Genomic DNA, 26,022 nt, shown 5'->3' with positions numbered 1-26,022 from the left:
TCATCATGGCAACCTACATCACCGAAACCTGGCTGCGCGAGCGCAACACCCTGGCCGACGGCACCGAGCTGCATCTGCCGGCGGGTGCCTGCCTGACGCCGGCGGCGCAATCGCTGATCAGCGAGCGCCATCTGCGGGTGAAGTACGTCGATGCTTCCGGCCAGGTCTTCGTCAATGATCCCGCGGCGGCCCGCGGCAAAGGCAGCGCCGACGAGCGCAAGCGGGTGCATCCGCTGACCGGCAGCGACCATGCCCACGCCATGCACTGCGTGCTGTGCCGGCAGGCGGTCGACAAGAAACCGGATACGCTGACCCACCTGAACGCCGACACCCTGGTGTCGAAGAACGACCCGCGCATCCACCTGCGCGGCCAGATCGACGACGCGATCGCCTGCGCGGTCTGGATCCAGGCCGAGCTGGCCGACAGCGACAAGCCCTCGCGCCGCATCGCGCCCTGGCTGGCCGACGTCCGCTCCGGCCTCGGCAACGTACTGCGCGCCGAAGCCGCCGGCGACGCCCTGCACCCGGTGCACATGGGCGACTTCGACGCCGAAGCCATCCACCGCATGTCGCACGCGCCGCTCAAGCACCTCGGCTACGACCACATCGTGCCCGACGTCGAGCACGGCCTCACCGCCGCGCGCCTGAACATGCTGCGCACCGCGATCCGCAAGGTCGAACTGGTCGCCGCCCGCCTGTACATCGGCGGCGACTTCAGCATCGCCCGCCCGGACATCCTCGAAGGGCTGAACCGCCTCAGCAGCGCGGTGTATGTGCTGATGATCGTCGCCCTGATGCTCGATCGCGGCCTCGCGGTGAAGGAGGCGGCATGGAGCTGATGCGCCGCTGTGCGGAAGCCGCCCGGCAACGGCCGCCGCGCGTCGTCTTCCCCGATGCGCTGGATGCGCGCGCCATCGAAGCCGCCCGCCACCTGCAGGCACGCGGCTGGGCCAGGCCGACGCTGCTCGCCAACCCCTTCGAGCTGCGTGCGCTGTGCCTGGAGAAAGGCCTCGGCCAGGGTTCGCTGTCGCTGCTCGACCCGGCGCGCGCCGGCGTGCGCCACGCCTACGCCGAGCTGCTGCAGACGCGCATGCCCAAGGCTTCGCAGGAAGAAATCGCCGCCCGCCTGTCCGAGCCGCTGTGGTTCGCCGCCGCGATGCTGGCGAGCGGCGACGCCGAGCTGTGCATCGGCGGCAACCTGTCCTCCACCGCCAGCGTGCTGCGCGCCGCGATCCGCGTGCTCGGCCTCGCACCGGGCAATACCACGGTGTCGTCGATCTTCTTCATGATCCCGCCGGCCGAAGCCTGCGGCAGCGACAGCCGCATCCTCGGCTTTGCCGACTGCGGCGTGGTGCCGCAACCCGAGCCGACACAACTGGCCGACATCGCCATCGCCTCGGCGGCGAGCTACGAGAACGTCACCGGCGAACGCGCCGCGGTCGCCATGCTGTCCTTCTCCAGCCACGGCAGCGCCCGCCATCCGGCGGTCGACGCGGTGCGCGAAGCCACCGCGCTGGTGCGCCAACGCCAGCCCGGCCTGCTGATCGACGGCGACCTGCAGTTCGACGCCGCCATCGTGCCCGCCGTGGCGGCGCTGAAGGTACCGGACAGCCCGCTGCAGGGCCGTGCCAACGTGCTGGTGTTCCCGTCGCTGGAGGCCGGCAACATCGGCTACAAGATCGCCCAGCGCCTGGGCGGCTACAGCGCGCTCGGGCCGATGCTGCAAGGCCTCGCCCAGCCGATGCACGACCTGTCGCGCGGCTGCAGCAGCGAGGACATCGTCGAAACCTGCCTGCTGGCCGCGATGATGGCCGGCGGCAATGCCGTACCGGCCGCTACGCCATCGGCGCCGCGCGCCGTCACCGTCTCACCATGATTCCCCAGGAGGGGACTTTTTAAGGAGTAGTCAAAATGGAAGCCCTGGGACTGATCGAAACGAAAGGCCTGGTTGCCCTGATCGAAGCCTCCGACGCGATGGTCAAGGCCGCGCGCGTCAAGCTGGTCGGCGTCAAGCAGATCGGCGGCGGTTTCGTCACCGCGATGGTGCGCGGCGACGTCGCGGCCTGCAAGGCGGCGACCGACGCCGGCGCGGCCGCTGCGCAACGCATCGGCGAGCTCGTCTCGGTGCACGTCATTCCGCGCCCGCACGGCGATCTGGAAGAAGTCTTCCCGATCAAGATGGAAAGCGGACTGGACTGAGCGGCCGGACGGTTCGGCTCGACTCGACCGGACGGCCCGGCCGCCCCGCCCCGCGTGGGCTGGCGGCCGGTGACCGATCCCTGCAGGACATGCGCGACGGCTGCGGCGCCACGGTATCAGCACGCCCGCGCAATGAAGAAAATGGCCCCGACGCTGAACAGACACGGCGGTGAACACATGGAACTGGCAATCGTACTCGGACAAGTGGTTTCGACGGTGAAGCACGCCGGCTTCGAACAGCAGCGCCTGCTGCTGGTGGACTTCATCGGCCCCGAAGGCGAGCGCAAGGGCAGCCCCTGTGTCGCCACCGACAGCATCGGCGCCGGCGACGGCGAATGGGTGCTGGTGGTCCAGGGCAGTTCGGCGCGCAAGACGATTTCCAACGATGCGCCGACCGACCTGAGCGTGGTCGGCATCGTCGATGAAGTGGTGCTGGGCGGCAAGCTCACGTTCCACAAATAGGCAGGCCGGAACACGAACGAAGCCGCGCGGCCGGCATGGCGGCGCGGCATGGATGAAAACGGGAGCGCACGGTGGATATCAACCTGAAAGACGTGGAACAGATCGTTCGCACGGTACTGGCATCCATGCAGACACAGACCCAGGCGGCGCCGGCCGCCGCGCGCCGCGTCGCGCCGGGCGTGTTCGCCGAACTGGACGACGCGGTGGCCGAAGCCAGCCTGGCGCAGAAAGGCATCCGCACGCTGGCGGTGCGCACCCGGGTCATCGAGGCGATCCGCAAGGTCTGCGAGGAGCATGCGCGCGAGCTGGCCGAACTGGCGGTGGCCGAGACCGGCATGGGCCGGGTCGAGGACAAGATCGCCAAGAACATCTCCCAGGCGCGCCACACGCCGGGCGTCGAATGCCTGTCGCCGATGGTGCTGACCGGCGACCGCGGCCTGACCCTGATCGAGAATGCCGCCTGGGGCGTGATCGCCTCGGTGACGCCTTCGACCAACCCCGCGGCGACCGTCATCAACAATGCAATCAGCATGATCGCCGCCGGCAACGCGGTGGTCTTCGCCCCCCACCCGGCGGCGAAGAAAGTCTCGCAGCGCGCGGTGTCGCTGATCAACGAAGCCTCGGTCGCCGCCGGCGGCCCGGACAACATCGTCACCACCGTGCTCGAGCCCGACATCGCCACCGCGCAGCGGCTGTTCAGCTACCCGGGCATCAACCTGCTGACCGTGACCGGCGGCGAGGCGGTGGTCGAGGCCGCGCGCAAGCACACCGACAAGCGCCTGATCGCCGCCGGCGCCGGCAATCCGCCGGTGGTGGTGGACGAAACCGCCGACATCGCCCGCGCCGCGCGCGACATCGTCTGGGGGGCGTCCTTCGACAACAACATCATCTGCGCCGACGAGAAGGAGATCATCGTCGTCGACCGCGTCTGCGACGCGCTGAAGACCGAGATGGCGCGCCACAAGGCGGTGGAGTTGACGCCCGACCAGGCCGGGCGCCTGGTCGACATCCTGCTCACCAAGGTCGGCCCGGACGGACGCGGCAGCGTCAGCCGCGACTGGGTGGGCCGCGACGCGGCCAAGATCGCCGCCGCCATCGGCCTCGACGTGCCGGCCGACACCCGCCTGCTGTTCGTCGAAACCGCTGCCGACCACCCCTTTGCCGTCACCGAACTGATGATGCCGGTGATTCCGGTCATCCGCGCGCCGGACGTCGATGCCGCGATCGACCTCGCAGTGAAGCTCGAAGGCAATTGCCGCCACACCGCGGCGATGCACTCGCGCAACATCGACGCGCTCGACCGCATGGCCAACGCCATCAACACCAGCATCTTCGTCAAGAACGGCCCCTGCCTGGCCGGCCTCGGCTTCGGCGGCGAAGGCTGGACGACGATGACGATCTCCACCCCGACCGGCGAAGGCGTGACCAGTGCACGCACCTTCGTGCGACTGCGCCGCTGCGTGATGGTGGACCACTTCCGCATCATCTGAGGCCCATCATGCGCAGCATCGCCGACTGGCTCGAACCCCGCCTCGCCCAGGCCGCCGCACTGGCGGCCAGCGGTGCCGCGGCCGCCGACCTGGCAGCGGACGCGCCGCTGCACCTCGGCATCGACCTCGGCACCAGTTGCGTGGTGACGATGGTGCTCGACGGCGAGGGCCGGCCCGTGGCCGTGCGGCTCGACTGGGCCGACGTGGTGCGCGACGGCGTGGTGTGGGATTTCTTCGGCGCGGTGCAGATCGTGTGCCGGCAGCTCGAATCGCTTGGCACGCTGTTCGGCGACCGGCTGCCGAAGCAGGCCACCACCTCCTACCCGCCCGGTACCGACCCGCGCATTTCGGTGAACGTCATCGAAGCCGCCGGGCTGGAAGTCTCCGGCGTCATCGACGAACCGTCGGCGGTCGCCGCGCTGCTGCAGCTCGACAAGGCCGCGGTGGTCGACATCGGCGGCGGCACCACCGGCGTGGCGGTGGTGCGGGACGGGCGCATCGTCTATTCCGGCGACGAGCCGACCGGCGGCCATCACGTCAGCCTGACCCTGGCCGGTTCGCGCAATCTGCCGCTGGCCGAAGCCGAGATGCTCAAGCGCGGCAAGGACAACGCCACGCTGTGGCCCATCGTGCGGCCGGTGTTCGACAAGATGGCCCACATCGTCGACACCCACCTGCAAGGCTGGCAAGTCGATACCCTCTACCTGTCCGGCGGCTCATGCGCCATGCCCGGCGTGCGCGAGTTGTTCGCCCAGCGCTTTCCGCAGCTCGAGGTGATCCTGCCGCAGCCGCCGCTGTTCCTCACTCCGCTCGCCATCGCCGCCCACGGCCTGGCCGGCGCGTACGCCGAGGTCCAGGCATGAACCACGAAGACGTCAGCACCGTCGTCTATCAGGCCATCGACCTGATCAACGCCCGCTCGGTACGCGAATTCTCGGTACCGCCGAGCACCTTCATCGGCCCCGGTAGCATCGCCCGCATCGGCCAGGCCATTGCCGCGCGCGGCATGAGCCGGGTCTTCATCGCCATCGACGAGAGCCTGGAAAAGCTCGGCCTCGCCGACGGCATGTACCGCTCGCTGCAGGCCTGCGGACTGGAGCACGTCGTCTATCGCCAGGCACCGCGCGAACCGGACACCGCGCTGGTCGAGACCATGGCCGAGGCGATGCGCGAGACCCGCTTCGACGGCGTCATCGCCTTCGGCGGCGGCTCCATCCTCGACGCCGCCAAGGCCGCGGTGGTGCTGGCCGCCAACCCCGGCCTCGGCGTGCACGCGATGGCCGACGAACCGGCGCGCATCGCCGTCCGCCGCGCACCGCTGATCGCGGTGCCGACCACCGCCGGCACCGGCTCCGAGGCGACCAACGCCACCGTCGTCACCGATACGGACGGCGGCGAACACGTCAAGCACCTCATCATCCACCCGGACATGATTCCGGACCTGGCGGTGATCGACGCCTGCCTGACGCTGGGCACGCCGCCGCACTTCACCGCCGCCGTCGGCGTCGACGCCCTCACCCACGCCATCGAGGCCTATGTCGCCATCCACGCCACGCCGCTGACCAAGGCGCTCGCCTACCGTGCGATGACGCTGATCGGCGAAGCGCTACCGATCGCGGTGGGCCAGGGCCAGAACATCGAGGCACGCGAATCGATGATGCTGGCGTCCTACATGGCCGGTGTTTCCTTCTCCAATGCAGGCCTGGGGCTGTGCCATGCGATGGCGCACCAGATCGGCCCCGCCTACGGCATCCCGCACGGCATCGCCAACGCCATCCTGCTGCCGTCGGTGATGGGCTTCAACCAGTTGGTGTGCAAGCGCGACCTCGCCGAGATCGGCCACGCCCTCAGCGGCCGTCTGCTGGATGCGGCGCAGACCATCGAGCACGTGCAGCAACTGATCGTGGAACTGGGGCTCCCGCTCAACCTGCGCGAGGCCGGTGGCCGGGACGGGGACTACGAGCGCTTCGCCGACGCCGCGCTGCTCGACCCCAGCCTGGTCACCAATCCGCGCAGCGTGTCGCGCGCGCAGGTGGTGGAGGTCTATCGCCATGCCCACGCCCGCCAGTGCGCCACCGACTGGCGCACGAGCCAGCCGGCCGGCTGACGGAAAACGATAAACAGCGGAGCACCGGGCACGCGCTGGCGCGGTGATTCGACGAGCATCTGGCGCAAGAGGAAACGAGCATCATGGACAAGATCAACGTCATCATCATGTGGATCATGATGAGCTTCATGGCGATCGCCGCACTGGACCGGATGATGGATCAGTTCGACGGCGCCGAGAAAGTGCTGGGCAAGATCGGCCTCGGCGGCCTGGGCCGTTCCATCAGCGGCTCGGGCAAGCAGTTCGAGGAAGGCTTCATGGCGATGGGCGCGCTCGGCCTGGCGATGGTCGGGGTGATGGCGCTGGCGCCGGTGCTGGCACGGATGCTCGGCCCGATCGTGATCCCGCTGTACGAAGCGCTCGGCGCCAACCCGGCGATGTTCGCCACCACGCTGCTGGCGCTGGACATGGGCGGCTTTCCGCTGGCGCGCGAGCTGTCCGGCGGCGACACCGCGGCCTGGATGTATGCCGGCGTGATCCTCGGCTCGATGATGGGGCCGACCATCGTGTTCTCGATTCCGGTCGGGCTGGGCATCATCGACAAGGAAGACCGCCGCTTCCTCGCCATGGGCGTGCTCGCCGGCATCGTCGCGATCCCGCTCGGCTGCATCGCCGGCGGCCTGGTGGCGATGGCCTCCAACGTGATCATCGACGGCCAGCAGGTGGATTTCACCTTCGGCATGATCCTGTCCAACCTGACGCCGGTGATCCTGTTCGCGGTGGCGGTGGCGCTGGGCCTGAAGTTCATTCCCGAGAAGATGATCGCCGGCTTCCAGGTCTTCGCCAAGATCCTGGTCGCGGTCATCACGCTGGGGCTGGCCGCCGCGGTGCTGCAGGACCAGATCGGCCTGACCCTGATTCCCGGCATGGACCCGATCTTCATGGTGCCGGGCGACGTGCCGGGCGAGGACCTGCGCGGCATCGAGACCATCGGCAAGATCGCCGCGGTGCTGCTCGGCGCCTACCCGATGGTGTTCCTGCTGACGCGCTGGTTCGGCAGCTCGCTGGCCAAGGTCGGCAGCCTGCTGAAGATGAACGACACCGCCGCCGCCGGCATGGTGGCGACGCTAGCCAACAACATCCCGATGTTCGTGATGCTCAACAAGATGGACGACCGCGGCAAGGTGCTCAACATCGCCTTCGCGGTATCCGCTGCCTTCGCCCTCGGCGACCACCTCGGCTTCGTCGCCGCCGTGGCCTCGCCGATGATCTTCCCGATGATCGTCGGCAAGCTGGTCGGCGGCGTCGCCGCGGTGTTCGTGGCGATGATGATCGCGCCCAAGCCGAGCGTCGCCCCCGCCGTCGCCGCCAAGGCGACTGCATGAAGCTTCCGTCTGCTGCTGTGCCCGCGAAGCGCCCCCGCTCCCCGGCCCTCGGCCGGCCCTCCCTCCCGGGGAGCGGGGGCACAAGCACAGGGGATCCGCGTCATGGCTGAATCCTGGCAGATCCACAGCGTCGGCATCGACATCGGCACGACGACGTCGCAGGTGATCTTCTCGCGCCTCGAAGTGGTCAACCGCGCCGCCGCCTCGCAGGTGCCGAACTACGAGTTCTCGCGCCGCGACATCCTCTACGTCAGCCCGGCGATCCCGACGCCGATCGACTTCGAAGGCCATGTGCATGAGGACACGCTGCGCCGCTTCATCATGTCGCAGTACGCCGCCGCCGGGCTCGACACCGAGCAGGTCAAATCCGGTGCCATCATCATCACCGGCGAAACCTCCAAGGCACGCAACGCCCGCCAGGCGGTGATGGGGCTGGCCGAGCAGCTCGGCGACTTCATCGTCGCCACCGCCGGCCCGCATCTGGAATCGGTGATCGCCGGCCAGGGCTCGGGCGCGGCCGAACATTCGCGCACCAACACCTGCCGCGTGCTCAACATCGACATCGGCGGCGGCACCTCCAACTACGCGGTGTTCGAAGCCGGCCGCGTCGTCGACACCGCCTGCCTCAACGTCGGCGGCCATCTGCTGGAACTCGAAAGCGACGGCCGCCTGCGCCACCTGCACGCGCCGGCCCGGCCGATCTGCACCGAACTGGGACTGTCTCCGCTGCCGGAAGCCGGCCAGCCGGTCAGCGATGGCACCGTCACCCGCATCGCCGACCGCATGGCCGGCTTGATCCATGAAATCTGCGTCGGCCAGCCCTCGCCGCTGGCGCAGCAGCTACTGATGACCGACTGCCTGCGCCCCGGCCATCGCTACGACGCGGTCTATCTGTCCGGCGGCGTCGGCGCGTGCTACTACGACCCGCAGAGCATCGCCTCCGCCCGCGCCTTCGGCGACATCGGCCCCGCCCTCGCCGAAGCCCTGCACCGCCACGCCGGCATGCAGGCGCTGCCGCTGCGCGAACCGCGCCACACCCTGCGCGCCACCGTGATCGGCGCCGGCGCCTACAGCCTGTCGCTGTCGGGCAGCACCATCTGGGTAGACGAGCAGCACCTGCCGGTGCGCAACCTGCCGGTGGTCCACGCCGCCCGCCCCTGGCCCGGCTGCACCGCCGTGCAACTGGCCGAGGACTGGGATACCGCGATAAAGCGCATGGACATCGATCCCGCCAAGGACGGCTATGCGCTGGGCCTGCCCGACGACCTGCCGGTGGCCTACGCCGACGTCGAGCGCGTCGTCGACGCTCTGGTGCATTTCGCCGACGCCCATCCCGACCCCGCACGGGCACTGTTCGTCGTCGCCCGCCAGGACCTCGGCAAAGTGCTCGGCATGCTGCTGCAGCCCCGCCTGCACGGCCGCAAGCTCGCCGTCATCGACGAGATCCAGACCCGCCCCGGCGACTACATCGACGTCGGCAAGCCCTTCATGGGCGGCGACATCGTGCCGATCACGGTTAAATCGCTAGCATTCCCGGGCTGAATCAGGGGGCAATTCGAGGCGCCCCGCCAACTTCCCCCTTAGCGGCAGCTCAAGGGCAGGAAATCGAGCCTGCAGTTCGCGCCGACATCGAGTCGTGGTCGAACGGACAACGAACCGCTTTTCCCTTCATGTTCCGCCCTGGTCCAACTCAGCGTCACCAGCTCCGGGGCCTGCTCGGGCCGCGTGGCGTGCGTTCGAAGACCGAGAGGGGTGCGATACGAGTACTGCAGCGAAGCACTGGTGAGATCCTTCAAAAGGATGAGCCGTGGCGGCGGGCTCGAAGTGACGGCTCCCAGCCCCCGTTGCTCGAATGCCACCACGAACCCACCTGCACTTGCCGGCTCGATCAGAATTCTTGCCCTCACCGTCCCCGCGTGGACCTGGCTGTCGACCGGAATCGCGGCAAACTCGAAGACTGACCCGGTCGCGACGATCCGATGTCGCTCATCGGTATCAGAGGCAGGTGGAACAAGGTTCGATATTGCCGCTTTCATCACCGCGATCGCGCGCTGCTCCGCCATCACCTGCCCCGCCGCCTCCCTGGATTGCTCCACACCTCGCTGGACCAGCAACAACACCTCGGTAGCCATGTAAACAAGCCCGCTGCCGATGACCATGGCGATGAGCAGTTCCAGAAGCGTGAAGCCTCCAACTGCGCTGCGCATGCGTCGCGCGCTCAACGAACCACTCCGACACGGTAAGTTTCAAGCGACACCAAGGGCACACGCCCTTGAGCGAAGACGTCGACCTGCACCCGACGAAGCGCATAGGGCTTCACGGTATCGACCGCACTGGCTGCCGTTCCAGCCTGTTCGACCGTCGCCCTCCATGACAAGGCGCCTTCGCTGCCCTCGAAGCGTCCCTCCGTATCGGCGGCGATGACGACATGGGCCTCGAGCTGATTGGCTGCGACCAACAAGGCCTCAGCCCTCAGGGCGTCCGCTTCGATGCGTTCCAGGTTCGTCACGATCGGCGGCAGCAGCACGCCAAAGAAGAGCGCCACCACGGCAAGGGCGATCAGGGTTTCGAGTAGACTGAATCCGTCTTGTCGACGCATGGTGCTACTCGAACGCCAGGCTGCCAGTCAGCGCGTCGACACGGATCCGGGTACGCGTCCTTCCGGACATGAATTCGATCGCCTCCCCGCTGGAAGATCCATCGGGAAAGAAGGTGATGCCCCGCTCCCGTCCCGCCCCGCTCATGCAGGACACCGTGAAGCCGGTATCACGGTCAGCCTTGGCGGCCTCCCCTCGCCTCGAACTTGCCATGGACTCACACGGAACGAACACAGCGACACCGCTTCTCATCGCACTCAACCTGGCCTTCCTGAGACGGTGCTCGACACGTTCCGAGACACCTTGCAGGCGCCGGTCATCGCCCGGGACCGCCTGGGCGCCGATGGCGGCAAGCAAACCGAGCAGCACGATCACCACCAGCAACTCGAGCAGCGTCATGCCACGCTCATTGCCTGTCCCAATTGCCGATGTCGGTGTCTTCGCCACTGCCGCCTTCCTTGTCGTCCGCACCCAGCGAGAAGACATCCGCCGGTCCATGCTTGCCCGGCATCCGGTAGCGGTACGGACGCCCCCACGGATCGGTCAGGTGCTGCTGCTTTCGCACATAGGGCCCACGCCACTTGGCCGCGCCCGGCGGGGCTTCCCAAAGGGCGCGCAGCCCATGTTCCATCTCCGGATAAGTCCCCATGTCGACCCGGTAGTAATTGAGCGCGGTGGTCAGCGTTTCCACCTGGAGCGCCGCCGTATCCGACTTTGCGCCGGAGAACATGTTCATCACCTGCGGCGTGACCACGGCGGTCAGCAAACCCATGATGACGAGCACGACCAGAAGTTCGAGCAGTGTGAAGCCCCTACTTGTCCCCATGTGCCGGCGTGCCGAAAGATGAAGGTGTTCGGTCATGATCTCAATGCAAGTTGGTTGATGCTGAGTATTCCCAGCATGACGCCGCCGACCACGAGGCCGACGACGATACCCAGGAACGCGATCGCGAGCGGATTGACCAGCGCGAGCGTCCGTTCGAGTTGTTCGGACGCATCCCGCTCCAGCAACTGGGCGGCGCGCAGCGTTGCAGTACCAAGTGCGCCGGTGTGTTCTCCCACCTCGATCAAGGCGCAGGTCTCGTCGGGAATCGACCCGATGGATTCGAGGGCCGCACCGATCGTACTGCCCTCGCGAAGCTGTCGCGACGCACCTTCCAGCGCAACACGAAGACGCCGCGAGCCGGCAGCCTGTGCCGTCAGCAGCACGGCTTCCGAAGCTTCCACGCCGCTCTGAAAGAGCATCCCGAGCACGCCGAGCATGCGCGAAACATTCAGTCTTTCCATGAGACGAACAGGCGGAAGCCGTCGTGCTGCTGCGCCGAGCCAGGTGTCGAACCATGGAGAACGGCGATACAGCACGAACCCTGCCGCGACGAGCCCGAGGCTCCACAGCAGCGCTGCCAGGGCGTGGTTCAGTACCATGTCCGACAGCCACAGCACGAAACGCGTCATGCCCGGCAAGCGATGCTCTTCGCCGGCGAAGATCGGTTCGAACCCCGGGATCACCACGGTCAGCACCACCACCAGCGCAAGCAGAACGGTCGCGAGCACGATGGCAGGATAAGTCAGCGCATTGCCGATCTCCGCCCGCGTGCCGGCCTGGCGCTGCAGGTGGCGCCCTGCTGCCTCCAGCCCATCGGCCAGGTCCCCGCCACTCTCCGCTGCCCGGATCATCGGCGGCAGGTATTGCGGCATGCCGGGTTCGGCGCCCAAGGCAGCCGACAGGGGTGCTCCGGCCTGGATGCGAGGCAGCAGGCTGCGCGCCAGGCGCGCCGACGGACGCTTGCCCGCCTGGCGCGAGACCACGCGCAGCGCCTGTTCGACGGTCAGACCGGAGGCGAGCATCGCACCGATCTGTTCGCAAAACAGCGCGACGTCACGAAGCGGCATGCGCTGGTTCAGCATCACCGGTCGACTGAGCAGATCGGTGATGCTGCCGTCCTGCTCCGTGATCCGGAGCGGCGTCAGGTTTTCGCCGATCAGCTCCAGGGCAAGGCCCTCCGCATCCTTCGCCTCACGTATCAGGATGCGGTTTTCGCCATCGACAGTCAGCGCACGCACGGTGAACCGTCTCACAGCCGCCCGTCCTCGATGACGCCCAGCACTTCATCGAGCGTCGTCTCTCCCGCCAGCACCCTGCGCAATCCGATGGACAGCAAGGCCGGGATGTCCTTTTCCCGAGCCAATCGCTGCAGCACCTCTTCCGCATGCGCCTGCCGGATCGCCCCTCGCTCTTCCGTTCCGATGGCCAGCGCCTCGAAGAGCGGAATACGCCCGCTGTAGCCGCGCCCCCGGCAGGTCGGGCAGCCTGTCGCCATGGACAGCCGGTAGGATCCGGCATCGTCTCCCGCAACCACAGCCATCGCCGCGTGCTCCTCCGGCGTCGGTAAACGCGTTGTGACGCACGCCGGACATAGTCGGCGAACCAGGCGCTGTGCGCCGGCAAACACCAGCGTCGATGCCAGCAGATAGTCCGCCACCCCCAGGTCCAACAGGCGCGTCACGGTACCTGCGGCGGTATTGGTATGCAGCGTCGCAAGCACCAAGTGCCCGGTCAGTGCCGAGCGAATGGCGATATCGGCAGTCTCGCTGTCCCGGATCTCACCGATCATGATCACGTCCGGATCATTGCGGAGCACCGAACGCAGCGCAGCGCCGTAAGTCAGTCCGATCTCGGGTTTCACCTGCAGCTGCGCCACGCCGGGCAGGGTGTACTCGATGGGATCCTCCACCGTGACGATCTTGAGCTCGGGGCTGCGGATCGCATTCAGCGCGGCATAGAGGGTCGTCGTCTTGCCGCTACCGGTCGGGCCGGTGATCAGCACGATGCCATGGGGCCGCTCGAGCGCTGTCCGAAGTGCACTCAGGCTGAAGGGGTCGAGCTCGAGCCGCTCCAGTTCAGGCGAAACCGAGTGCTGCCCGAGCAAACGCAGCACCATCGACTCGCCATGTAACGTGGGAAAAGTCGCGACGCGCAGATCGAGGCTCACGCCCCGTGTCGTGAAGCGGATGCGCCCATCCTGCGGCAGGCGTTTTTCGGCAATGTCGAGCCGCGCCATCAGCTTGAGCCGCGAGATCAGGGCTTGCGACCAGCGGCCGGACAGGGTTTCGGCCTCCTGTAGGATGCCATCGATCCGGTAGCGCACCACCAACGCATCGGCCGAGGGTTCGAGATGAATGTCCGACGCATGCATGTCCATCGCCTGCGTCAGCAGACGGTGCGCCAGTCGTATGGCAGGCGCGTCCGAATCATGGTCGGACAGCCGGTCGATATCGTCCCCGCTGCCCGCTGCTTCGCCCTGCCCTGCATGAGCATCCGAGTGCAGACTGTCCTCGCGGGCGTCGGCCTGCAACTGTTCCTCGATGTCTGACTCCAGTGCTGCCAGCCGCTCCACCGGCTTGCCCAGCGCAAAGCGCACTCCTTCGACCGCCACCTCGTCCATCGGATTGGCCATGGCCAGCCGGGCCCGTCCTTCGGACTCGCCGATCGGGCACACGCCGTGCCGACGCAGGAAGACAGGGTTCAGCGCGGCCGGGATCGCCAGCGGACGTGGATAGTCGGATCGAGCAAGGACATCGATGCCGAGGAGTTCGCCGAACAGCCCCGCCATGCCCCGCTCGGACACGACACCCAGACGCGTGGCAGCTCGGGAAAACGCCAGGCCGCGAGCGAGCGCCGCCGCACGCACCCGCTTGACGCCCTCGACCGTAATGAGCTGATGATGCTGAAGCGCCTCAACGAGTCGGGTCTCGTCCGATATGCCCTCGGATTGACTGGAAAAGCCCAGGATGGATGGCCTGCTCATCTTGGTCCACATCGCTCTGCCTGCATCTGAAGCGCGTATTCCCATGTCGTTGCTCGAACCGTGAGCATAGCTGTTTACGACTCGGCATGCATGCCATTCGTCTATGACGAAAGAAACCACAGAACGGGGGAAAACTCCACCAGACATGAACAAAGGTACACCACCGACCTTCTCCCCACACCCGCCCTCACTGCAGTCACAGAGAAACCGCGGAACTTCAAATCCGAATGCACACCCAACGTATCATGCGCATACTATGCGCACTGGAGGTAGCCATGAAATCCACAGGAGCCGCTGCACAGGCGACGAAACGCCCGGTCAACCTGACTTTGAGCGAAAGCACCGTCGAGCAAGCCCGCCGCTACACGAACAACCTGTCGGCCACGGTTGATGGCTTGCTGGCTGAATTCATTGCCAGGGAAGCTCAGGCTCGCGAAGAAAAGCGCCAACTCTATACAAAGGTCTCTGAAGCCTGGAACCGGTTCGATGAACGTTATGGCACGTTCGGTTCGGAGCACTCCCCCTTATGAGCCAGTTCGACGTTCATCGGAACCCCGGCAAGAATGCCGCTGCAATCCCGTTCGTCGTCGTGGTGCAGTCCGCGGCGTTCGATGAGCGGAAAAGCCGAATCGTCATTCCCCTGGCCAAAACCGAGAAAGCCTCTGTCAACGTGGGCATGGTGGCATCGCGGGTGAACCCGATTTTCGAAATCGATGGCATCCAGGTGACATTACATACACTGCAAGTGGTGTCGGTACCAATCGATTCGCTGGGTAAGAAGGTGGGGTCGTTGGCACACGAAGCAGACGCCATCATCAATGCCATGGACGAAGTTTTCTCCAGGGCCTATGGCTAACGTCTACTTTTTATACACCGGCGAATAGAAACGCATCTTGTAGTAATACAGGCTCAGCCCACTCAGGAACTACTGCCCCGTGTAGCGGAAGCCCACCCCGATGGTCGTGCAGACCGCAGCTGTCGACCGCCGTACCCGTGACCGCGCTGTTGCACTCAGCCAAGCGCCCGGTATTCGCCCTGGTCAGTGTCATGCTCAAGAAGGCCTTCAGGAATCTGCCACCCAACGAAAAGCCCATGGTGCACTCCGACCAGGGCTGACAATACCAACAATCACCCACTCAAAAGTGCAACTGTATTGACCCACTGAAAACCTGCTCAGGTGTTATCGTCAAAAGGAAGACACCATGAGCACATTGATGGACGAAGAAATCAAACGCTGGACAGCCAAGCGCAAGGCAGCGCTGGTGCTGGAGATCCTCCAGGGCAAGACCAGCGTGGCTGAAGCGAGCCGGGCCTATGACCTGCCGCCCTCGGAGATCGAGACCTGGGTGAATGACGGGCGCAAGAGGATGGAGAACGCCCTGAAGGCTAACCCGCAGGATGTGCGCGACCAGTACGAACACCAACTCAAGGACCTGCAGGAGGCTTATGGCGAGGCGATGCCGGAGCTGCGCGCCCGAAAAAAATGCAGTCCCTGCTAGGCGAGGACGAGAAGTGATCGAGACGATCCGCCAGGGACTACAGGCCGAGGGCCTCATCGTCTCGATCAGCAAGCTGTGCCGGTGGTTCGAGGTACCCCGGCGCAGCGTGTACTACCGACCGGTGAAGGCTGAGCCGACGCTTCAGGATCGCTTTGTGACACCGATCAAGGCCATGATCGAGGAGAACCCGTCGTTTGGTTATCGCACGGTGGCGCACCTGCTGGGGTTCAATAAGAATACGGTGCAGCGCATCTTCCAGATCAAAGGTTGGCAGGTGCGCAAACGGCCTGTGGGGTTCAGGCCCAGGATCCAGGCGTTGCTCTCGGTGGCCAAGGCGCCCAACGAGCGCTGGGCCACCGACATGCGCCGGATCTGGGCCGGCCGTGATGGCTGGACCACGATGGCGCTGGTGATCGACTGCCACAGCCGTGAGCTGCTGGGCTGGCACCTGTCGCGCAGAGGAAACTCGAAGACGGCCGAGTCAGCGCTGGAGCACGCACTGATCGCCCGGTTCAGTACGCTCGGGCGCGTGCCAGCCCCGTTCCTGCTGCGCTCGGACAACGGCCTTGTCTTCACCAGCCGCAGTTTCACGGCGCTGGCCAGAAGCTATGGGTTGCGCCAGGAGTTCATCACGCCACACAGCCCTGAGCAGAATGGCCTGGTGGAGCGAGTGGTCCGCATGCTCAAGGAGCAATGTGTGCATCACCACCGCTTCGAATCACTGCAGCATGCCAGCCGCCTGATCGGGGACTGGATCCAGTTCTACAACCATAGGCGCCCACATCAGGCGCTGAACATGAGAACGCCCGCTGAGGCATTTGCATTAGCGGTCTGACCTGTGCAGGTTCTGCTGGGTCAATACACAACCGGGTAAGCAGGACAATTGTCAGATCGCGGTCAGCCTGAGCTTGGCGACAGAACAAGCCAGCTTGCCAGCGGCCAGGCAACTCTATCTGCCTGAAGAATGGGCAGAAGATGAAGCACGGCGCACTCGGACCGGTGTGCCCGGGACGGTTGCATTCAGCACCAAGCCGCAGATCTCGCTCGCACAAATCCAGACGGCTCTCGAAGGGAACATGATGCGGGGGCTCGTACTCGCCGATGGCGGTTACGGAAACTGACCTGCCCCCTGATGTAGTGCGAAGCTGATTTAGAGTCCGGTGTTAAAAAACTCTTCTTGCCGATATCCGTTGGCGAACTGCTCGGGCGCCAAGTAGCCCAGAGAACTATGAGGCCGCTCGGTGTTGTACTCAATGCGCCACGCTTCGATCAACGATCTGGCCTGCCGTAACGACAGAAACCAGTGCTCATTGAGACACTCGTCGCGGAACTTGCCGTTGAAACTTTCGATGTAAGCATTCTCCACTGGTTTGCCTGGTCGTATGAATGACAGTTTCACGCCTGCCTGATAAGCCCAGGCATCCAGTGCTCGGCCAGCGAACTCCGGCCCATTGTCCACGGTGATGGATCGGGGCAGACCACGCATCATGGCCAGTCTGTCCAAGACATGTGTCACCCGTAGCCCGGGCAGCGACGTATCGACCTCGATGGCCAAGCACTCCCGCGTGTAGTCGTCGACCACGTTCAAACAACGGAACCGGCGGCCATGGGCCAGACCGTCAGCAACGAAATCCATCGATCAACTCTGATTCGGCCCGCTCGGTTGAGGGCGAACCACACGCTCGACCGAGGCAATGCGCTTTCGCTTACGTTTGCGTATGCTCAGCCCCGCCTGACTATACAGCCGCCAAACCCGCTTATGGTTCGCTTGCCAGCCTTCTCGGCGTAGCAGCACATGGATACGCGTAGCCATAGCGCCGCTTGGCGGCCGCCAGCGCCTTCATCCGTTCGGTCAATGCACGATCACTGCCGCGCTTACTCTCGTAGGCAAACAACGACCGCGAGATCCCCACTAGCCCACAGGCTCTGGTCACACCCAGCTTGCGTTCATCCATCAGAATCCTGACCGCTTCACGCCGAGCCTGCGGGCTTACCACTTTCGCCCAAGCAAATCCTTCAGCGCCGCGTTATCCAGCACTGACTCGGCCAGCAGCTTCTTGAGCCGATTGTTCTCCTGCTCCAGCGCCTTCAGGCGCTGGACCTCGGACACCATCATCCCACCGTACTTCGCCTTCCAGTTGTAGTACGTCGCTTCCGATATCCCGTGCTTGCGGCACAGCTCCGCAGGCTTGGCACCTGCCTCGGCTTCTTTGAGCACGCCGATGATCTGTTCTTCCGTGAATCGTTTCTTCATTGCCGTTCCTTTGCGAACGGACTCTACATCGTTTACGTACTATTTATGGGGAGCAAGTCACACGGGCACGATATTTCCTCGTAAGCTAGTGGGGGACTGAAGAGGCAGACCGATTTGCAGGACAGCAGAACATCCATGGAGGGGTCGTTTTGCCTCAATCGCTCAGGCCATATTTGCGTATCTTGTCGTGCAGCGTGGTCTTGGCAATCGCCAGCGCTTCGGCGGTACGCGCCAGGCTGCCATGCCGGCGCAGCGCATCGGCGATCAGGGCACGTTCGAAGGCTTCCACGGTTTCACCCAGCGGGCTCGGCCTCTCGCCCTGAGGCTGGCCGAAAGGGGGCGACCCCGCCTCGATGCCGAGCACGCAGCGGTCGGCGACGTTCCTCAACTCGCGGACGTTGCCCGGCCAGTGATGGCCGACCAGTTGCTGGATGCGCCCCGGCGGCAGCTGCGGCACGGGCCGATCGTGCCGTGCCGCAGCTTGCAGCAGGAAATGCTCGAACAGCAGCGGGATGTCCTCTCGCCGCTCGCGCAGCGGCGGCAGGGCCACGGTGGCGACGGACAGGCGGTAGTACAGGTCGGCGCGGAAACGCCCTTGCTCGGCCAGGGCCAGCAGGTTTTCCTTGGTCGCGGCGACGATGCGGCAATCGACCGGAATCACCGTGTTCGAGCCGAGGCGCTCCAGCGTACGCTCCTGCAGCACGCGCAGCAGCTTGATCTGCATCGGCAGCGGCATGGTCTCGATCTCGTCGAGGAACAGCGTGCCGCCGCTGGCATGCTCGATCTTGCCGATGCGGCGCTTGCCTGCGCCGGTGTAGGCCCCGGCCTCGTGGCCGAAGATCTCGCTGTCGAACAGGGTCTCGGGGAGGCCGCCGCAGTTGATTGCGACGAAGTTGCCGGCGCGGCGCGGGCCAGCCTCGTGCAGGCAGCGCGCTACCAGTTCCTTGCCGGTTCCGGTTTCGCCGTGGATCAACACGTCCGCGGCGCTGCCGGCGAGATTGTCGATCAGCGCGCGCACACCGACCATGCCCGGAGAGTTGCCGATCAGGCGCGCTTCCAGCAGGTCGCGCTGCGCCAGCCGGCGACGCAGAAAGCGCACCTCCAGCACCAGGCGGCGCTTCTCCAGCGCGCGGCGGACGGTGTCGACCAGATGCTCGGGGGCGAAGGGCTTCTGCAGGAAATCGTAGGCGCCGTCCTTCATCGCCTGCACTGCCATCGAGATGTCGCCGTGGCCGGTGATCAGCACGACCGGCAGTTCCGGATCGATGGCCTGGAGCTCCCGCAGCAGGCTCATGCCGTCCTTGCCGGGCAGGCGGATGTCGCTGACGACGATGCCGGCGAAGTCCGCTGCCAGGCGCCGCAGCCCCTGCTCGGCGCTGCCCGCGCATTCCGCGACGAGGCCTTCGAGCTGCAGCGCCTGCCGGCAGCCGAGCGCCACGTCGGGATCGTCTTCGATGATGAGGATCTTGAGGTCTTCAGCCATGATGGTCTGCAAGCGGAAGTTCGAGGGTAAAGACGGCGCCGCCGTCCGGATGGTTCGTGCCCTGCAGGCTGCCGCCAAAGTCGCGCACGATGCCGGCGGAAATCGTCAGGCCCAGGCCCAGGCCGTCGCCCTCCGGCTTCGTGGTGAAGAACGGCTCGAACAGATGCGAGCGCGCCTCGTCGCTGAGGCCAGGGCCATGGTCGCGGATCTGCAGGTGGACGACACCGTCCGCGCAGTCCCAGCTCAGTTCGATGCGCGGCTGCGGCTGTCCGGCCATCGCATCGAGCGCATTGCCCACCAGATTGACCAGCACCTGCTCGAGCCGGTTGGGATCGCACATCACGACCGGCTCTCTGGGCGGTCCCTTGCGCTCGACCGATGCGGCACTGCGCCGCAGCCGCGCTTCGAGCAGCGCCAGGACGTTGTCGAGCGCCTGCCCGAGCCTGACCGGCGAGGACCGGCCACTCGATTTGCGCGCGAAGCTGTGCAACTGGCCGGTGATGCGTCCCATGCGTTCAGCCAACTCGGCGATGCGTACCAGGTTCAAGCGCGCGGTCTCCGCATCGCCGCGCTCGAGAAACCGCCCCGCATTGGCCGACAAGGTGCGCAGCGCGGCGAGCGGCTGATTCAGTTCGTGGGCGATGCCAGTGGACAATTGCCCGATCACTGCCAGCTTGCCGGCCTGGATCAGTTCTTCCTGCGCGGCCCGCAGCGTGCGCTCTGCCCGGATGCGCTCGACGATCTCGTCCTGCAGCTTCTGGTTTGCGGCGGACAGGTCGGCGGTGCGGGCCTCGACCTTGTGCTCCAGTTCGTCGTAGGCCTTCTGCAGGGTTTCCCGCGCGGCCAGCCGGTGGCGCAGATGGCGCCGCCGCTCGGCGACGACGGCGGCCAGCAGCAGCAGGCAGGCTGCGGCGATCGCCGCCAGCGCCGCACGGCTCTGCGCCAGGCTGTCGACCTGTTCGAGCTGCGACAGCACCGTCAGCGTCCATTGCATGTCGGGCAGGGCGCGCGACTGGGCGAGGAAGCGGCCGCTGACCGGATAGACGGAGACCGTTTCGGCAGCTTCGCCGGCGATCCTGACCAGTTGTGCGCCGTGCCCGTCCCCTTCGATCTCGCGCATGCCCAGCGGCTGCAAGGCGCGCCGGTTGTATTGCCGGGTGTAATCGAAGGCTGCGCGCGTACGCTCGTCGAGAGGGCGCAGCAGCGTGAACTTCCAGCCCGCAACGGCGGACAGGATGACCACCCCGTTCTCGTCGGCGACCAGTACCGGCGCTTCCACGGTCGACCAGGATTTCTCCAGCTGCTCGAGGCTGACCTTAACGACCGCAACGCCCCGGATGTCCTGTTCTCCGCCGCCGCCCGCAAGCCTGGCCGCCAGGTAGTAGCCGGGGTCGCCCTGTGTCGTGCCGATGCCGAAGAAGCGGCCGGAACCATTGGCGATGGCATCGCGGAAATAGGGCCGGAAAGAAAGATCCTCGCCGAGAAAACTGTCCGTCCGGCGCCAGTTGCTGGTCGCCGCGACGCGGCCGCCCGCATCGATCACGTAGATCGACATCGTACCGGCGCGCTCGTTGAGTTTTTCCAGGTGGATGTTGACGCGCTCGGCCACCTGCCCGTCCGCTGCCCCGGACAGCAGATCGATCACGTCCTGCTCGAGATCCAGCGTGCCCGGCAGGAAGGCGTATTTGCCGATCTCGCGCTCGAGGCTGGCGGCATACAGATCGAGCCGGTGCAGCCCCGTCGCCTGCAGGTCCTCGATGCCCTGCTTCTGCGCAATCCGGTAGGCGGCGAAACCGCTCAGGCCGACCACGGCGGCGCAACACAGCAGCAACACCAGGGAGCGGGAACGAAACATGATGGGTGCGGGGACGTGCCAATCGGTGATCACAGTACCATGCGCTCGGTGCCGGGGCCCGGCGTGCCACACCGGGCCCCGGCACCTGCATGCATGAATGACGCGGTACGGCCTCAGGCCGCCTGCGGGGCCATCTCCTCGGGGACGGGCAGCGCGTCCTCGGCTTCGGCCAGTTCGGGCGCGACCGGCTCGATCGCGCCTTCCCACTTCGCGATCACGGCGGTGGCGATCGCGTTGCCGAGCACGTTGGTCACCGTGCGCCCCATGTCGAGGAAATGGTCGATGCCGAGGATCAGCAGCACGCCGGCTTCGGGCAGGCCGAACATCGGCAGCACGGCGGCAACGACGACCAGCGCCGAACGCGGCACGCCGGCGATGCCCTTGCTCGACACCATCAGGACCAGCAGCATGGTGACCTGGCTCGCCAGCGACATCTCGATGCCGTACGCCTGGGCGATGAACAGCGCCGCGAACGAAGTGTAGATCATCGAACCGTCGAGGTTGAAGGAGTAGCCCAGCGGCAGCACGAAGCCGGTCACGCGGTTCTTGACGCCGAACTTCTCGAGCTGCTCCATCAGCTTGGGATAGGCCGACTCGCTGCTCGCGGTCGAGAAGCCGAGCAGCATCGGATTGCGCACCAGCTTGAGCAGGCGGAACACCTCGCGCCCGAGGACGAGGTAGCCGGCGAGGATCAGCACTGCCCACAGCACCGCCAGCGCCACATAGAAGCACAGCATGAACTTGCCGAATACCGCCAGCATGCCCAGGCCCTGGGTCGTGATCGCCCCGGCGACGGCGGCGAATACGCCGACCGGCGCCACCCGCATCACGTAGTCCGTCACCTTGAGCATGACGTGGACGATGTCGTCCATGGTGCCTACCAGCGAGCGGGCCGTCTGGTTGTGCAGATTGCCGAGGGCCAGGCCGAAGAACACCGCGAAGACGAGGATCTGCAGGATGGAATTGTTCGCCATCGACTCGACGATGCTCTTCGGAAACACCTGGGTGATGAAGTTGGCGAGGTTGAGCGCGCCGGTCTTCAGATCGGTGGCGGCGCCGGCCTCGGGCAGGGTCACGGCCAGGGTCGAGCCCGGCTGCAGCAGGTTGGCCATGCTCAGCCCGACCAGCAGCGACACCAGCGATGCGCCGACGAACCAGAGCACCGCGCGGCTGCCGATGCGGCCGACGGTCTTGGAGTCGCCCATGTTGGCCAAGCCGGCCACCAGGGTCGCGAACACCAGCGGCGCGATGATCATCTTGATCATGCGCAGGAAGATGTCGGTCAGCACGGCGAAGTATCCGGCGATGACCTTCGCCGCTTCGGCGCTGCCCGCCATCGTGTTGCAGGCGTAGCCGACGGCGACGCCCAATACCATTGAGATGACGATCCAGGTCGTCAAGCGATTCATCTTCATGTCGCTTTCCTTTCGAGTTGTGGTGTCGTCGGACGGGCTCAGACCCTGGCGGCGGGGATCGGCTGCGGCCGGGTCAGCACTTCGGGGCGCAGCACTGCGGCCAGCGCCTCGGCGCTCATCAGGCCGCGCTCGATGACGATTTCGGCCACGCCCCGGCCGCTGCGGAAGGCCTCGGCCGCCACTTCGGTGGCATGGGCATAGCCGATGAACGGGTTCAGCGCGGTGACGATGCCGATGGAGTTCTCGACCGAGGCGCGCAGCATCTCGCGGTTGGCGGTGATGCCGTCGACGCAGTAGTCGGCGAGCACGCGGCAGCCGTTGGACAGGTGCAGCACGCTCTTGAACAGGCTGTGGGCGATGATCGGCTCGAAGGCGTTCAGCTGCAGCTGCCCGGCTTCGGCAGCGAAGCTGACGGTCAGGTCGTTGCCGATGATCTCGAAGGCGATCTGGTTGATGACCTCGGGAATCACCGGATTCACCTTGCCCGGCATGATCGACGAGCCCGCCTGGCGTGCCGGCAGGTTGATCTCGCCCAGGCCGGCGCGCGGCCCGGAGGACAGCAGGCGCAGGTCGTTGCAGACCTTGGACAGCTTGACCGCGACGCGCTTGAGCACGCCCGACAACTGGACGAAAGCGCCGCAGTCCTGCGTCGCTTCGATCAGGTTAGGCGCGGTGACCACTTCGATCCCGCTGATCTCGGCCAGCAGGTCGCAGACCAGCGGCGCGTAGTCGGGGTGGGCATTGATGCCGGTGCCGATCGCGGTGGCGCCGAGGTTGATCTCGCGGATCAGCGAGGCGGCATCGCGCAAGCGCTCCTCGTCCTCGCCCAGCATCACCGCATAGGTGGAAAACTCCTGCCCCAGCGTCATCGGCACCGCGTCCTGCAGCTGGGTGCGCCCCATCTTGAGCACGTCGGCGAATTCCTCGGCCTTGCGTTCGAAAGCCGCGCGCAGGTAGGCCATCGCATCGACGAGGCGGAGGATGCCGACGTGGGTCGCGAGCTTGAGCGCAGTGGGGTAGACGTCGTTGGTCGACTGCCCCATGTTCACATGCTCGTTCGGGTGCAGGTAGGCGTATTCGCCGCGCTGATGGCCGAGCAGTTCCAGCGCGCGGTTGGCGATGACCTCGTTGGCGTTCATGTTGGTCGAGGTCCCGGCGCCGCCCTGGATCACATCGACGACGAACTGCTCGTGCCATTGCCCGGCGACGATCTCGTCGCAGGCCGCGGCGATGACTTCGCAGCGGCCCCCATCGAGCAGGCCCAGCCGGCGATTGGCCTCGGCTGCGGCCTTCTTGATCTGCGCCAGCGCACGGATCAGGTCGGGGTAGACTGCGATGGTGATGCCGCTGATCGGGAAGTTCTCGCAGGCGCGCAGCGTGTGCACACCGTAATAGGCCGATGCCGGCACTTCCCGGTCGCCCAGCAGGTCGTGTTCGATGCGCGTGTTCGTTGTATTCATGGTCGGTCTCCTTCGAAGTGGGCTCGTCTCGACTCGAAACGGGCTCCCAGTGCATTGCATGCCGCGTGCCAGCAGCGCTTTAGCTGATAAATTAATGTTTTGATTGGATAAAATTTTTTCTGCGCGGCTGCGTGGATCCGGGATTCCGAATGGCGGGCCCGCTTTCCGTCCGGAAATCCGAACGTTCTTCATGCTTCCATCGAAGCGGGATGATCCGCGCCCTCTAGCCGGCCATTGCCAGTAGTCCAAGGCCAAACCCCTGCCCCAACTCAACAAACTCCATCGGAACAAAGGGGGAGGTAGTGGGCTTCTTGCCATACCGATACACGCTCTTCGCATGCGCTGAAGGCACACTGGTTCACGCGTATTTGTATCTATGAATGATGGCGCTGTGCTGGAAAGAGGATATTGAGGCGTTTGCCAAAACTATGCGAAAGGCCGAAGCAAAACCGTGCAGCCAGGCGCATGATTGACTGTTTTTGGATGTGTAACTGTTGAACCTACAGTTGCGCGGTTCCAGTCCATGCCATGCATACGGCTTACGGCTCGAGAACTAATCCGCACTCAATTCAGAGTAACGATGCAGGATGTGAGTTTGGAGTGTGTGCAGTGCAGGCTCTGGTTGCCACTGCAGTTGAGGCTTCTTTCTCTATTCCTTGCCACAGAGCTCTGCTATCACCGACAGAAAAGTTCGGTATCTGTGGCGCTACATCGTAGCTAGTGAGGGAGCACTTACTTCTCTTCCATAAACTAGAATCTGCTGAGAACAACACAGGCCAGGAGCCAGAACGAAGGGTACATCTGCTTTTACTGTCAGCAAGGGCCCTATGGTCCAAGTTTCTGGAACCATAGGTTATCCTACTGACAAGACTGAACACCCCCATCCTCGCACTAGTACCGCATGCCCCTGGCCCTTAGTTATTAATACGCCCAGAACATTTTCTGAATTTCTTTCGTATCGGACGTCTTGGTCAATGCCAATTGGAGCAGGATCCGAGCCTTCTGTGGATTAAGGTTATCGGCAACGACAAAATCCAGCTCATCATCATTTGCCTCGCCATTGCGCGCCACAGAGCCTGTGCCAACATGGCTGGAACGTACAACGAGAAGGCCTTGCTTGCGCAGATCAGCCATTCCTTGCTTCACGGTGCGGGACATGGTGCCATTGCCAACAGCCGCATAAATCAGTCCCTTGGCACCATTCTTCACGAATGCGTTTGCGGCGACCATGTTTGCATTAGCTTGGCCATAGACGATCTCGACCTTGGGCAGCTCACGGAGGCCGCTGACGTCAAACTCCGAGTGCACGGTATGTTTGCGCACAGGCGCATTGTAGTAAAATACCTGGCCACCTGCGAGATAGCCCAGGAAACCCAGGTCTGTCGACTTGAAGGTATCCAGTGCGAAGGTGTTCGTCTTGACTGTGGTGCGCGCGCTTCCAATATAGTCGTTCAGGGAAATAAGCACCCCCTTTCCAACTGACTCAGGGCTGCCCGCCACAAGAATACTGTTGTATATGTTCATCGGACCATCAGCGCTGGTCGCAGATGACGGACGCAGGCCAGCCGTCAACACGACCGGCTTTTCGCTCTTGACCACGAGGTTGAGGAAATAAGCTGTTTCCTCGAGCGTATCCGAGCCATGAGTGATAACGATTCCATCGACCTCCTTCTCGGCAAGCAGTTCATTGATTCGTCCTGCCAACTGCAGCCAATGGGAGTCCATCATGTCTTCACTGGGAATCTGGAATATCTGCTCGCCACTGACGTTTGCAATTTCATCGATCCCGGGTACCGCAGCTATGAGAGCTTCCACGCCTACTTTGGCAGCCTCATAGCCAACCACTTGAGTGGTTTTGGATGCAACACCGGCAATGGTTCCACCGGTGCCGATAATCACGACGTTGGGCTTATCTTCTTGGCCAGCAATGGCGACTCCACCCAGCGCAATACACGCACTCACGGCCATGGCACACAAGCGCCCAAAATATTTCGTTGCGTTCATTTTGCGTTCACTCCGATCAAAAACACAAAGACAGGCGGAATCGGCATAAACTTCAGCAGCAAA

General features: G+C 64.9%; 24 protein-coding genes and 2 pseudogenes. 14 read left to right on the top strand and 12 right to left on the bottom strand.

Translation table 11 applies throughout. The annotated features are described in order from the left end of the window. Positions 1-5 precede the first annotated feature (5 nt). The 9 genes from eutT (at position 6) to NX068_RS04335 (ending at position 9,125) form a co-directional block, all read left to right on the top strand. Positions 6-839 (top strand): ethanolamine utilization cob(I)yrinic acid a,c-diamide adenosyltransferase EutT, encoded by an 834-nt coding sequence (eutT, locus tag NX068_RS04375; protein WP_263460062.1) that lies wholly within the window; start codon positions 6-8, stop codon positions 837-839. Then, positions 830-1,876 (top strand): phosphotransacetylase, encoded by a 1,047-nt coding sequence (locus tag NX068_RS04370; protein WP_263460061.1) that lies wholly within the window; start codon positions 830-832, stop codon positions 1,874-1,876. The genes eutT and NX068_RS04370 overlap by 10 nt, the downstream gene beginning before the upstream one ends. 35 nt (positions 1,877-1,911) lie before the next feature. Then, a complete protein-coding gene (gene eutM / locus NX068_RS04365; protein WP_004333389.1) occupies positions 1,912-2,199 on the top strand; it encodes an ethanolamine utilization microcompartment protein EutM in 288 nt (95 codons plus the stop codon). Positions 2,200-2,376: 177 nt separating this feature from the next. After that, entirely contained in the window at positions 2,377-2,661 is a 285-nt protein-coding gene (locus tag NX068_RS04360; protein WP_263460060.1) for a EutN/CcmL family microcompartment protein, read from the top strand. Between the two features lie 71 nt (positions 2,662-2,732). Beyond that, the gene (locus NX068_RS04355; protein ID WP_263460059.1) at positions 2,733-4,151 is read left to right on the top strand and encodes an aldehyde dehydrogenase family protein; all 1,419 of its coding nucleotides are present in this window, start codon (positions 2,733-2,735) and stop codon (positions 4,149-4,151) included. 8 nt (positions 4,152-4,159) lie between these two features. Further along, positions 4,160-5,014: an ethanolamine utilization protein EutJ gene (gene eutJ, locus NX068_RS04350; protein WP_263460058.1), complete on the top strand. Its 855-nt coding sequence runs from the start codon at positions 4,160-4,162 to the stop codon at positions 5,012-5,014. Continuing rightward, on the top strand, positions 5,011-6,258 hold the full coding sequence (locus NX068_RS04345) for an iron-containing alcohol dehydrogenase family protein (RefSeq protein WP_263460057.1): 1,248 nt from the start codon (positions 5,011-5,013) through the stop codon (positions 6,256-6,258). Before eutJ ends, NX068_RS04345 begins: the two co-directional genes overlap by 4 nt. Positions 6,259-6,341: 83 nt before the next feature. Continuing rightward, positions 6,342-7,583: an ethanolamine utilization protein EutH gene (gene eutH, locus NX068_RS04340; protein WP_263460056.1), complete on the top strand. Its 1,242-nt coding sequence runs from the start codon at positions 6,342-6,344 to the stop codon at positions 7,581-7,583. Positions 7,584-7,685: 102 nt separating this feature from the next. Then, positions 7,686-9,125, top strand: a complete 1,440-nt coding sequence (locus tag NX068_RS04335; protein WP_263460055.1) for an ethanolamine ammonia-lyase reactivating factor EutA — start codon at positions 7,686-7,688, stop codon at positions 9,123-9,125. A gap of 38 nt (positions 9,126-9,163) precedes the next feature. Here the strand turns inward: NX068_RS04335 and NX068_RS04330 are convergent, their stop codons facing one another. From NX068_RS04330 to NX068_RS04305, 6 genes are read right to left on the bottom strand one after another with little or no spacing between them, the layout of a single operon-like run. Further along, positions 9,164-9,805 (bottom strand): PulJ/GspJ family protein, encoded by a 642-nt coding sequence (locus NX068_RS04330; protein ID WP_263460054.1) that lies wholly within the window; start codon positions 9,803-9,805, stop codon positions 9,164-9,166. Then, entirely contained in the window at positions 9,802-10,182 is a 381-nt protein-coding gene (locus tag NX068_RS04325) for a type II secretion system protein (protein ID WP_263460053.1), read from the bottom strand. The genes NX068_RS04330 and NX068_RS04325 overlap by 4 nt, the downstream gene beginning before the upstream one ends. Before the next feature lie 4 nt (positions 10,183-10,186). Next, positions 10,187-10,579 carry a prepilin-type N-terminal cleavage/methylation domain-containing protein gene (locus NX068_RS04320; RefSeq protein WP_263460052.1) on the bottom strand — a complete coding sequence of 131 codons (393 nt, stop codon included), beginning with the start codon at positions 10,577-10,579 and terminating at the stop codon, positions 10,187-10,189. A gap of 7 nt (positions 10,580-10,586) precedes the next feature. Continuing rightward, positions 10,587-11,042, bottom strand: a complete 456-nt coding sequence (gspG, locus tag NX068_RS04315) for a type II secretion system major pseudopilin GspG (RefSeq protein WP_263460051.1) — start codon at positions 11,040-11,042, stop codon at positions 10,587-10,589. Continuing rightward, the gene (locus tag NX068_RS04310; RefSeq protein WP_263460050.1) at positions 11,039-12,259 is read right to left on the bottom strand and encodes a type II secretion system F family protein; all 1,221 of its coding nucleotides are present in this window, start codon (positions 12,257-12,259) and stop codon (positions 11,039-11,041) included. The genes gspG and NX068_RS04310 overlap by 4 nt, the downstream gene beginning before the upstream one ends. Continuing rightward, on the bottom strand, positions 12,256-14,001 hold the full coding sequence (locus NX068_RS04305) for a GspE/PulE family protein (RefSeq protein WP_263460049.1): 1,746 nt from the start codon (positions 13,999-14,001) through the stop codon (positions 12,256-12,258). The genes NX068_RS04310 and NX068_RS04305 overlap by 4 nt, the downstream gene beginning before the upstream one ends. A gap of 263 nt (positions 14,002-14,264) precedes the next feature. On the opposite strand from NX068_RS04305, the gene NX068_RS04300 reads away from it, so the two are divergent. From NX068_RS04300 to NX068_RS04280, 5 genes and pseudogenes are all read left to right on the top strand, one after another. Continuing rightward, positions 14,265-14,519 (top strand): type II toxin-antitoxin system CcdA family antitoxin, encoded by a 255-nt coding sequence (locus NX068_RS04300; RefSeq protein ID WP_263460048.1) that lies wholly within the window; start codon positions 14,265-14,267, stop codon positions 14,517-14,519. Next, complete coding sequence (locus tag NX068_RS04295) at positions 14,516-14,845, top strand: CcdB family protein (RefSeq protein ID WP_263460047.1); 330 nt, start codon at positions 14,516-14,518, stop codon at positions 14,843-14,845. Before NX068_RS04300 ends, NX068_RS04295 begins: the two co-directional genes overlap by 4 nt. Positions 14,846-15,191: 346 nt before the next feature. Continuing rightward, entirely contained in the window at positions 15,192-15,488 is a 297-nt protein-coding gene (locus NX068_RS04290; protein ID WP_263460046.1) for a DUF1153 domain-containing protein, read from the top strand. 13 nt (positions 15,489-15,501) lie between these two features. Further along, the gene (locus NX068_RS04285; protein ID WP_263460045.1) at positions 15,502-16,323 is read left to right on the top strand and encodes an IS3 family transposase; all 822 of its coding nucleotides are present in this window, start codon (positions 15,502-15,504) and stop codon (positions 16,321-16,323) included. A gap of 28 nt (positions 16,324-16,351) precedes the next feature. Continuing rightward, positions 16,352-16,606, top strand: a pseudogene (locus NX068_RS04280) (transposase); the annotation flags it as partial. A gap of 32 nt (positions 16,607-16,638) precedes the next feature. Here NX068_RS04280 and NX068_RS04275 read toward each other — a convergent pair. From NX068_RS04275 to NX068_RS04250, 6 genes and pseudogenes are all read right to left on the bottom strand, one after another. Further along, positions 16,639-17,742, bottom strand: a pseudogene (locus NX068_RS04275) (IS3 family transposase). A gap of 154 nt (positions 17,743-17,896) precedes the next feature. Then, positions 17,897-19,225, bottom strand: a complete 1,329-nt coding sequence (locus tag NX068_RS04270) for a sigma-54-dependent transcriptional regulator (protein WP_263460044.1) — start codon at positions 19,223-19,225, stop codon at positions 17,897-17,899. Continuing rightward, the gene (locus tag NX068_RS04265; RefSeq protein ID WP_263460043.1) at positions 19,218-21,080 is read right to left on the bottom strand and encodes a sensor histidine kinase; all 1,863 of its coding nucleotides are present in this window, start codon (positions 21,078-21,080) and stop codon (positions 19,218-19,220) included. The genes NX068_RS04270 and NX068_RS04265 overlap by 8 nt, the downstream gene beginning before the upstream one ends. A gap of 113 nt (positions 21,081-21,193) precedes the next feature. Beyond that, positions 21,194-22,495 carry a dicarboxylate/amino acid:cation symporter gene (locus NX068_RS04260; RefSeq protein WP_263460042.1) on the bottom strand — a complete coding sequence of 434 codons (1,302 nt, stop codon included), beginning with the start codon at positions 22,493-22,495 and terminating at the stop codon, positions 21,194-21,196. Between the two features lie 38 nt (positions 22,496-22,533). Next, positions 22,534-23,955, bottom strand: a complete 1,422-nt coding sequence (gene aspA, locus NX068_RS04255) for an aspartate ammonia-lyase (protein WP_263460041.1) — start codon at positions 23,953-23,955, stop codon at positions 22,534-22,536. Between the two features lie 921 nt (positions 23,956-24,876). Continuing rightward, the gene (locus tag NX068_RS04250; protein ID WP_263460040.1) at positions 24,877-25,959 is read right to left on the bottom strand and encodes a type II asparaginase; all 1,083 of its coding nucleotides are present in this window, start codon (positions 25,957-25,959) and stop codon (positions 24,877-24,879) included. Between the last annotated feature and the right edge of the window lie 63 nt (positions 25,960-26,022).

This window comes from Thauera carbonicopians, assembly GCF_025699485.1.
In the GTDB taxonomy this organism is placed as follows: domain Bacteria; phylum Pseudomonadota; class Gammaproteobacteria; order Burkholderiales; family Rhodocyclaceae; genus Thauera.
The sequence above is the reverse complement of the archived record's forward strand: the minus strand, read 5'-3'. Positions and strand labels throughout refer to the sequence as shown.

What these genes read in the sequence shown, in the direction of transcription:
- eutT (WP_263460062.1), top strand. Translation starts at nt 6, where the DNA reads ATGGCAACCTACATCACCGAAACCTGGCTGCGCGAGCGCAACACCCTG.
- NX068_RS04370 (WP_263460061.1), top strand. Translation starts at nt 830, where the DNA reads ATGGAGCTGATGCGCCGCTGTGCGGAAGCCGCCCGGCAACGGCCGCCG.
- eutM (WP_004333389.1), top strand. Translation starts at nt 1,912, where the DNA reads ATGGAAGCCCTGGGACTGATCGAAACGAAAGGCCTGGTTGCCCTGATC.
- NX068_RS04360 (WP_263460060.1), top strand. Translation starts at nt 2,377, where the DNA reads ATGGAACTGGCAATCGTACTCGGACAAGTGGTTTCGACGGTGAAGCAC.
- eutJ (WP_263460058.1), top strand. Translation starts at nt 4,160, where the DNA reads ATGCGCAGCATCGCCGACTGGCTCGAACCCCGCCTCGCCCAGGCCGCC.
- NX068_RS04345 (WP_263460057.1), top strand. Translation starts at nt 5,011, where the DNA reads ATGAACCACGAAGACGTCAGCACCGTCGTCTATCAGGCCATCGACCTG.
- eutH (WP_263460056.1), top strand. Translation starts at nt 6,342, where the DNA reads ATGGACAAGATCAACGTCATCATCATGTGGATCATGATGAGCTTCATG.
- NX068_RS04335 (WP_263460055.1), top strand. Translation starts at nt 7,686, where the DNA reads ATGGCTGAATCCTGGCAGATCCACAGCGTCGGCATCGACATCGGCACG.
- NX068_RS04325 (WP_263460053.1), bottom strand. Translation starts at nt 10,182, where the DNA reads ATGCGTCGACAAGACGGATTCAGTCTACTCGAAACCCTGATCGCCCTT.
- NX068_RS04320 (WP_263460052.1), bottom strand. Translation starts at nt 10,579, where the DNA reads ATGACGCTGCTCGAGTTGCTGGTGGTGATCGTGCTGCTCGGTTTGCTT.
- gspG (WP_263460051.1), bottom strand. Translation starts at nt 11,042, where the DNA reads ATGACCGAACACCTTCATCTTTCGGCACGCCGGCACATGGGGACAAGT.
- NX068_RS04305 (WP_263460049.1), bottom strand. Translation starts at nt 14,001, where the DNA reads ATGTGGACCAAGATGAGCAGGCCATCCATCCTGGGCTTTTCCAGTCAA.
- NX068_RS04300 (WP_263460048.1), top strand. Translation starts at nt 14,265, where the DNA reads ATGAAATCCACAGGAGCCGCTGCACAGGCGACGAAACGCCCGGTCAAC.
- NX068_RS04295 (WP_263460047.1), top strand. Translation starts at nt 14,516, where the DNA reads ATGAGCCAGTTCGACGTTCATCGGAACCCCGGCAAGAATGCCGCTGCA.
- NX068_RS04290 (WP_263460046.1), top strand. Translation starts at nt 15,192, where the DNA reads ATGAGCACATTGATGGACGAAGAAATCAAACGCTGGACAGCCAAGCGC.
- NX068_RS04270 (WP_263460044.1), bottom strand. Translation starts at nt 19,225, where the DNA reads ATGGCTGAAGACCTCAAGATCCTCATCATCGAAGACGATCCCGACGTG.
- NX068_RS04265 (WP_263460043.1), bottom strand. Translation starts at nt 21,080, where the DNA reads ATGTTTCGTTCCCGCTCCCTGGTGTTGCTGCTGTGTTGCGCCGCCGTG.
- NX068_RS04260 (WP_263460042.1), bottom strand. Translation starts at nt 22,495, where the DNA reads ATGAAGATGAATCGCTTGACGACCTGGATCGTCATCTCAATGGTATTG.
- aspA (WP_263460041.1), bottom strand. Translation starts at nt 23,955, where the DNA reads ATGAATACAACGAACACGCGCATCGAACACGACCTGCTGGGCGACCGG.
- NX068_RS04250 (WP_263460040.1), bottom strand. Translation starts at nt 25,959, where the DNA reads ATGAACGCAACGAAATATTTTGGGCGCTTGTGTGCCATGGCCGTGAGT.